This is a genomic window from Hydrogenophaga sp. 70-12, from assembly GCF_001897365.1.
Lineage (GTDB): Bacteria > Pseudomonadota > Gammaproteobacteria > Burkholderiales > Burkholderiaceae_C > Hydrogenophaga > Hydrogenophaga borbori.
In genome coordinates this window covers 1-7,330 of record NZ_MKSS01000327.1, presented here as the reverse complement: position 1 = coordinate 7,330, position 7,330 = coordinate 1, and the positions used below count along the sequence as shown (strand labels likewise).

Below are 7,330 nucleotides of genomic sequence, written 5' to 3'. Positions count from 1 at the left end.
CAGCCTCAACTGGGGCGACGTGGAGTGGATCAAGAAGCGCTGGGGCGGCAAGCTCATCCTCAAGGGCATCCAGGACGTGGAGGATGCCCGCCTGGCCGTGCAGACCGGCGCCGACGCGCTGATCGTGAGCAACCACGGCGGGCGCCAGCTGGACGGCGCGCAAAGCAGCATCGAGGCCCTGCCCGCCATCGTGGATGCCGTGGGCGGCCAGATCGAGGTGCACATGGACGGCGGCGTGCGCAGCGGTCAGGACGTGCTGAAGGCGCGCGCCCTGGGCGCGCGCGGCTGCTACATCGGCCGCGCCATGCTCTACGGCCTGGGCGCCCTGGGCGAGCAAGGCGTGAGCAAGGCGCTGGAGATCATCCACAAGGAGCTCGACCTGACCATGGCCTTCTGCGGCCACACCAACATCGAGTCCGTGGACAAGTCCATCCTGCTGCCGGGCAGCTACCCGACGGCCTGACGACGGCCCGAGGCGGCGCGCTCAGCGCAGCTCGTACACGAAGGTGCTGACCACGCGCAGGCGCTTCTCGCGCGAGCTGCCGTCGTCGTAGTCGCTGCCGGCGGCGCCGCTGATCTGGATCACACCCTGGTTGGCGCTCTTGAGCGCGCCCAGCTGGGCGCCGGCCTCGGCGGCGAACTTCTCGGCCTGCTCGCGCGCGTTGCGCGTGGCCTCGGCCAGCAGCGGGGCCTTCACGTCGTTGAAGCCGCGCAGCTGGAACTGCGGGCCGCCATGGCCGTTGCCTTCGCCGCCCAGTTGCACGCCGGCCTGGATCAGCGGGTCCACCGCCAGCGCCGCGGCCTGCACGTCCGCCACACGCGCGGATTTCACGATCACCTGTCCCGTGCCATTGAAGCGCAGCGGCTGGTTGCCCGAGCCGTACTCGCGCGCGAACAGGTCCTGCACGCCGAGCGGGCGCACCTCGATCTCCTCGTCCTTGAAGCCGCGCTGCTTGAGGAAAGCCACCACCGCGTCGCGGTCGCCCGCCAGCGCCTTCTGCACATCGCCAAAGGCGTTGCCGCCGCGCCGGAAACCCAGGGTCCAGACGGCGAAATCGCTCTCCACGTTCTTCTCGGCCAGGCCCTTGACGGTGACGCTGCGGTCGGCCAGGCGGAAGCGCTCCAGGCCGTGGCTGACGGCCAGGCCGGCGATGGCGACGCCCGCGCCGACCAGCGCGGCCGCGAGCAAACGGGTGAGGGGATGCGTCATGGGGTCCTCCGACGGTGGCACACCGGACAGCCGGTGCAAACGACATACCCGGGCATGGTAAGCCGGCTACGATGGCCGGCTTGAAACCCGAGCGCCGCATCGCCCACCTCGACATGGACGCCTTCTTCGCGTCCGTGGAGCTGCTGCGCTACCCGCAGCTCAAGGGCCTGCCCATGGTCATCGGCGGCGGGCGCCGGCGCGAGACCGCCATGTTCGAGCGCCTGCGCGAGGCCTTCCCCGACACCGACTGGGGCCCCGGCACGCTGGACCGCATCCCGGTGGCGTTCTTCCCCCGCCTGAGCGAGTACGCGGGCCGCGGCGTGGCCACCACCGCCACCTACGCGGCGCGCCAGTTCGGCGTGGGCTCAGCCATGGGCCTGATGAAGGCCGCCAAGCTCTGCCCGCAGGCCATCCTGCTGCCGGTGGACTTCGACGAGGTCAAGCGCCTGTCGCGCACCTTCAAGCGCGTGATCACCGAGATCGCGCCGGTGATGCAGGACCGCGGCGTGGACGAGGTCTACATCGACTTCACCGAGGTGCCCGGCGGCCAGCGCGAGGGCGGGCGCGTGCTGGCGCGGCTCATCCAGAAAAGCATCTTCGAGGCCACGGGCCTGACCTGCTCCATCGGCGTGGCGCCCAACAAGCTGCTGGCCAAAATGGCCAGCGAGTTCAACAAACCCAACGGCATCAGCATCGTGCACGCCGGGGACCTGCAGCGCCTGATCTGGCCCCTGCCCTGCCGCAAGGTCAACGGCGTGGGCCCCAAGGCCGACGCCAAGCTGCAGTCCTTCGGCATCCACACCATCGGCGAGCTGGCCGCGCGCGAGCCCGATTGGTTGATCGCAAACTTCGGCAAGAGCTACGGCGCCTGGCTGCACGAGGTGGCCTGGGGCCGCGACGACCGCCCCGTGGTGACCGAGAGCGAGCCCGTGGGCATGAGCCGCGAGACCACCTTCGAGCGCGACCTGCACGCCGTGCACGACCGCGCCGAGCTCGGCGCCATCCTCACCGAGCTGTGCGAGCAGGTGGCCGGCGACCTGCAGCGCAAGGGCTACCTGGCGCGCACCATCGGCATCAAGCTCACCTACGTGGGCTTCACCAAGGTCACGCGCGACCTCACGCTGGACGAGCCCACGGCCGACGCCGCCACCATCCGCCGGGCGGCCGGCCTGTGCCTCAAGCGCGTGGACCTGACGCGGCGCTTGCGCCTGCTGGGCGTGCGCTCGTCCAAGCTGGTCAAACCGGGGACAGACGGCCCCGCGGCGCCCGACCAGAATGCCCGCCACCCCAAGCCCCGAGACAAGGCCCACCGCGATGACCACACCGACCTGCTTTTCCCTGAGCTGGACTGAGCCCGACGTGGCGCACCTGGCGCTGAACCGCCCCGAATCGCTCAACACCATGGGGCCCACGTTCTGGCGCGAACTCGACGGGCTGCTGCGCGAGATCCACGACGAGGGTCGGGCACGCGCCCTGGTCATCAGCAGCACCGGCAAGCACTTCAGCGCCGGCATGGCGCTGGAGACCTTCGGCGGCGCCATCACCCTGGACGACCGCAGCCCCGAGGGCCGCGCCGCGGTCTTCGACCTGCTGGCCCAGATGCAGGCCACCTTCACGCGGCTGGAAACGCTGCGCGCGCCAGTCATCTTCGCCATCCAGGGCGGCTGCGTGGGCGGCGCGGTGGACATGGTCACCGCCGGCTGCATCCGCTACGCCTCGGCCGACGCCTTCTTCTGCATCCAGGAAATCAACATCGGCATGGTGGCCGACGTGGGCACGCTGCAGCGCCTGCCCAAGCTGATCCCGCTGGGCCTGGTGAAGGAGCTGGCCTACACCGGGCGGCGCCTGCCGGCCGCGCGCGCCCAGGCCCTGGGCCTGGTGAACGAGGTCTTCGACAGCCACGCCGCCACGGTGGAGGCCGCGCTGCAGTGCGCGCGCGAGATCGCCAGCAAGCCGCCGGTGGCCATCTGGGGCACCAAGCAGGCGGTGAACTACGCGCGCGACCACTCGGTGGACGACAGCCTGCGCCAGATGGGCTGGCTGCAGGGCGCGATCTGGAGCAACGCCCAGGTGGGCGAGGCCATCGTGGCGGCCAAGGAGCGGCGCGCCGGCCGGTTCGCGCCGCTGGCGCCGCTCAAGTCCTTCCTGGACGCCGAGTGACACCCGCCCCGCCGTGCTGACGCTGCTGAACCCGCGCCACGCCGAACACGCCGGCCGCCAGGAGATGTTCCGGGGCCGGCTGGTGGCCAGCCATGAGAGCCCGGCGCGCCTGGAGCATGTGCTGGCGGAGCTGCGCCGCCGCCCGCTGGGCGAGCTGCGCGAGCCCGCCCTGGACGAGGCCACGCTGATGCCCGCCGTGCGGGCCGTGCACGAGCCGCGCTACCTCGACTTCCTGCGCACCGCCTGGGACGACTGGGTGGCGCTGGACCCGGCCAACGCGGGCCTCGACGCCCTGCCCTCGGTCTGGCCGCTGCCCAACCGGCACGGCTTCCGGCAGGACGGCTGGCCCGACAACATCGCCGCGCGCCTGGGCCAGTTCGCTTTCGATTCGGGCACACCGCTCACCGCCGGCAGCTGGCGCGCCGCGCTGGGCGGCGCCGCCTGCGCCCTGGCCGCCGCCCAGGCCGTGCTGGCCGGCGAGCGCGCCGCCTTCGCGCTCACGCGCCCGCCGGGCCACCACGCGGGCCCGGGCTTCTACGGCGGCTACTGCTTCCTCAACAACGCCGCCATCGCCGCGCAGGCGCTGCGCGACGGCGGCCACGCCCGCGTGGCCGTGCTGGACGTGGACTACCACCACGGCAACGGCACGCAGACCGTGTTCTACGAGCGCGCCGACGTGCTCACGCTCTCCCTGCACGGCGACCCGCGCACCGAGTACCCCTTCTTCCTGGGCCACGCCGACGAGCGCGGCGCCGGCGCGGGCGAGGGCTTCAACCGCAACTGGCCGCTGCCACGCGGCACGGCGCTGGCGGCCTGGCGCGCCGCGCTTGACCAGGCCTTGCAGGCCGTGTCGGACGTTGGCGCCACTGCCCTGGTGGTGCCGCTCGGCCTGGACACCTTCGAGGGCGACCCGATCTCGGGCTTCCGACTGCGCTCGGCCGACTACGCGGGCATCGGCGCGGCGCTGGCGTCGCCGGGATTGCCTACCCTCTTCACCTTCGAAGGTGGCTACGCGGTGGCCGAAGTGGGTGTCAATGCGGTGAACCTGCTCGAAGGCTTCGAGCGCGCGGCTTAAAGCCGCGCGGGAAAAAGCGCCCTGCGGCGATCCTCCGTCCGCAGGGCAAAAGGGGCGCCCGCCCGCCGGGCCGCGCCCCTGAGGGGACCTCGGAGCGGCGGGGGCTCAGGCGGCCTTGTAGAAGATGTAGTCGGCGCGGTACTGGACCACCTGCTTCGCGCCCAGGTTGGCCGCGCCACAGGCCATGGCCGGCGCCACGCCGCCCACGGTGGCCACCCGCTGGACGTAGGTCACGCCTTGCATGGCGCCCATGCCCATGGCCGGGTTGGCCTTGACCAGCTGCAGGGGAATGTTGCCGCTGCCGCCGGGGGCCACGGCCAGTTGCGTGCCGGTGATCTTGGAGCCGTCCATGGACTCCCAGGTGGCGGGCGGGCCGTAGTACTTGCCGACCTGCTTGCCACCGCGGTCCATCAGGCGGGCGTCGGGGCCAGCGAAGACCCATTCGAACTGGCCCGCCATGCCCTGTTTGGCGCGGCATTCGTAGGTGATGTCGCCCGCGCCCACGGTCTCCATGGCCACGCGGTGGCCGGCGGGCACCTTCACCGCGTCGGGCAGGCCCGCCTGCGAGAACACCATGGGCTGGCCCCCCATCGAAGAGGCGCAGGCGGTCATGGCGAGAACGGCCGAAGCGGCCAGGGTGGTCTTGAGGATCATGGAAATACTCCGGTCAAAGGTTGGGGAGAGAAAGCCGGGCGGGTGCATGGCCCACCCGTGTTGGAATGGGTCTCAGGCGCCGAACGACAGGGCGTTCGCGGGCAAGGGCCGACCCAGCGCGCTGCTGAGCACGGTGAAGTGCATGGTCTCGTCGGCGGCCAGCCGCGCGGCCACCTGGGCCAGCGCGCGGTCGCTCAGCGGCGGAATCACGCTGAGGTAGGCATTGGTCGCGCCCAGCTCCAGGCGCGCGGCCAGCGACAGCACGTCGGCCTGGCTCTTCAGCGAATCGGCCTTGAGGTCCCTGGCGTACTCATCGAGCTTCTTTTCCGCCACGGCCTGGCCACCGAGCTTGCGGATGGTGGCGGCCAGGGCGTCGCGGTGCGCCTTGTGGTGGCCCTGGAACTGCACCGCCACGTCGAGCACGGGCTTTTGCAGCAGGCCGCTGCCCGCGCCGAGCTGGTAGGCGTTGATGGCCTCGTGCTCCAGGCCGAGCGCGATGTTGAGGATGTCGACGTCCTTGGCGACGTCGGCCTTCATGCCCTGGGCCAGGGCGGGCCGCCCGGCGAGCATCGCCAGGCCGACAGCGGACAGGGTGGCGCCGGTGCGCAGGAAGGCGCGGCGTGGATCGATGGAGGTGCTCATGGTCTTGTCTCTCGCAGTGGGTTTGAGGAGGGGGAGCGGCGGCCGTCGACACCCATACGCAGGCCGGCCCCGCACCGGATTCAGCGAACCCGACTGTTTTGCTGGGTTGTGCGCATCCGCACGGTGGCGTTGAATCCACACGGGAAACACCGGCGTAGTGGTGGATGCAAACGCCCCCACAATGCGCCGCATGAGCGCCGACCCCGACGAACTCCTCATGGACCTGATCGATCGCATCGCCCAGCGCGACGAGGCCGCGCTGAAGGCGCTCTACGACCTCACCGCGCGCAAGCTCTACGGGCTGTCGCTGCGCGTGCTGGGCTCCGCGGAGGCGGCGGAGGACGCGCTGCAGGAGGCCTACCTGCAGGTCTGGCGCAGCGCGGGCGACTACCGCGCCACACTGAGCCCGCCCATGGCCTGGCTGGGCCTGATCGTGCGCAGCCGCTCACTGGACCTGCTGCGCCGCCGCGCGGCCGATCGCGCCCACCTCACGCAGGAGCTCGACGAGGTCCTGGCCGACACGCTGCCCGGCGACGCGCCCAACCCCATGGACACCAGCCTGGCGAGCCAGCAGGCCTGGGCCATGCACCAGTGCCTGGGGCAACTGGAGAACAAGCAGCGCGAAGTGATCAGCCTGGCCTACCTGCGCGACCTGAGCCACGGCGAGCTGGCCGAGCGCCTGGCGCTGCCGCTGGGCACCGTCAAGACCTGGATCCGCCGCGGCCTGGACAAGCTGCGCGACTGCATGGCCCGTTTCGCCTGAGGCCCGCGCCATGCAACTGCACCGCCACCCCGAACTGCTGCAGCGCCTGGCCGCCGCGCACGCCCTGGGCACGCTGCGCGGCGGCGCGCGGCGCCGCTTCGAGGCCATCGCGCGCGAACAGCCCGCGGTGCGCGCGGCCGCCATCGAATGGCAGACCCGCGTGGCCAGCCTCAACGAACTGCAGGCGGGCGCCGAGCCCGGGCCGCAGGTGTGGACGCGCATCCAGAACCTGGTGCGCGCCGACGCCGAGGGCGCCGCCCTCGCGAAGCAGCGCCAGGAGGCGGCGGTGGCGCCGGCCACGGGTTGGTGGCACAGCCTGGCGCTGTGGCGCGGCGCAGGATTGGCCGGACTGTGCGCGGTGGCGCTGGCGCTGGCGCTGCTGCCCGCGCTGCGCGGCGAACTGGACCGGCGCGGCGCCGAAGTGGCCGCGCTGCAGCGCCAGCTGCTGGCCACCCCCGACGTGCGCTACGTGTCCGTGCTCAACGACGACCAGGCCCGGCCGGCGGTGCTGATCACCTTCGACCCCAAGCACAACCGCCTGAGCCTGCAGCGCGTGGGCGGCTACCAGGAAGCGGCCGACCGTTCGCTGCAGCTCTGGGCGCTGCCGCCGGGCGCGGCGCCCCGCTCGCTGGGCGTGCTCACGCCCGAGCGCCTGCTGCAGCTGGCGGCCAGCGAAAGCGCGGTGCGCGAAGTGCCCGCGCTGGCCATCAGCCTGGAACCCCTGGGTGGCGTGCCCAGCGAGCGCGGCCCCACCGGGCCGGTGCTGTTCCACGGGCCGCTGATCCACAAGCAGATCTGAGGCGACCAAAGAAAAAAGCCGGCGCGA

General features: G+C 72.0%; 9 protein-coding genes. 6 read left to right on the top strand and 3 right to left on the bottom strand.

Annotated features, from left to right (window positions below; translation table 11 throughout):
- Positions 1-463: alpha-hydroxy acid oxidase (locus tag BGO22_RS17060; protein WP_286851894.1), on the top strand; the 463-nt coding region annotated here is incomplete at its 5' end.
- A gap of 21 nt (positions 464-484) precedes the next feature.
- Here BGO22_RS17060 and BGO22_RS17055 read toward each other — a convergent pair.
- Positions 485-1,210, bottom strand: coding sequence for an SIMPL domain-containing protein (locus BGO22_RS17055; protein ID WP_070397396.1), 726 nt, complete (start codon positions 1,208-1,210; stop codon positions 485-487).
- 71 nt (positions 1,211-1,281) lie between these two features.
- On the opposite strand from BGO22_RS17055, the gene BGO22_RS17050 reads away from it, so the two are divergent.
- From BGO22_RS17050 to BGO22_RS17040, 3 genes are read left to right on the top strand one after another with little or no spacing between them, the layout of a single operon-like run.
- Positions 1,282-2,562 (top strand): DNA polymerase Y family protein, encoded by a 1,281-nt coding sequence (locus tag BGO22_RS17050; protein WP_070397395.1) that lies wholly within the window; start codon positions 1,282-1,284, stop codon positions 2,560-2,562.
- Positions 2,525-3,370, top strand: a complete 846-nt coding sequence (locus BGO22_RS17045) for an enoyl-CoA hydratase-related protein (RefSeq protein WP_070397394.1) — start codon at positions 2,525-2,527, stop codon at positions 3,368-3,370. The genes BGO22_RS17050 and BGO22_RS17045 overlap by 38 nt, the downstream gene beginning before the upstream one ends.
- A gap of 13 nt (positions 3,371-3,383) precedes the next feature.
- Positions 3,384-4,445: a histone deacetylase family protein gene (locus tag BGO22_RS17040; protein ID WP_070397393.1), complete on the top strand. Its 1,062-nt coding sequence runs from the start codon at positions 3,384-3,386 to the stop codon at positions 4,443-4,445.
- 105 nt (positions 4,446-4,550) lie between these two features.
- On the opposite strand, the gene BGO22_RS17035 is transcribed toward BGO22_RS17040, so the two are convergent.
- Positions 4,551-5,099 (bottom strand): DUF3455 domain-containing protein, encoded by a 549-nt coding sequence (locus tag BGO22_RS17035; protein ID WP_070397392.1) that lies wholly within the window; start codon positions 5,097-5,099, stop codon positions 4,551-4,553.
- A gap of 72 nt (positions 5,100-5,171) precedes the next feature.
- Positions 5,172-5,741 carry a ferritin-like domain-containing protein gene (locus tag BGO22_RS17030; protein WP_070397391.1) on the bottom strand — a complete coding sequence of 190 codons (570 nt, stop codon included), beginning with the start codon at positions 5,739-5,741 and terminating at the stop codon, positions 5,172-5,174.
- A 190-nt stretch (positions 5,742-5,931) separates the two neighbouring features.
- On the opposite strand from BGO22_RS17030, the gene BGO22_RS17025 reads away from it, so the two are divergent.
- The gene (locus tag BGO22_RS17025; RefSeq protein WP_070397758.1) at positions 5,932-6,504 is read left to right on the top strand and encodes an RNA polymerase sigma factor; all 573 of its coding nucleotides are present in this window, start codon (positions 5,932-5,934) and stop codon (positions 6,502-6,504) included.
- 10 nt (positions 6,505-6,514) lie between these two features.
- Positions 6,515-7,303, top strand: a complete 789-nt coding sequence (locus BGO22_RS17020) for an anti-sigma factor (protein ID WP_070397390.1) — start codon at positions 6,515-6,517, stop codon at positions 7,301-7,303.
- The last annotated feature ends 27 nt before the right edge of the window (positions 7,304-7,330 follow it).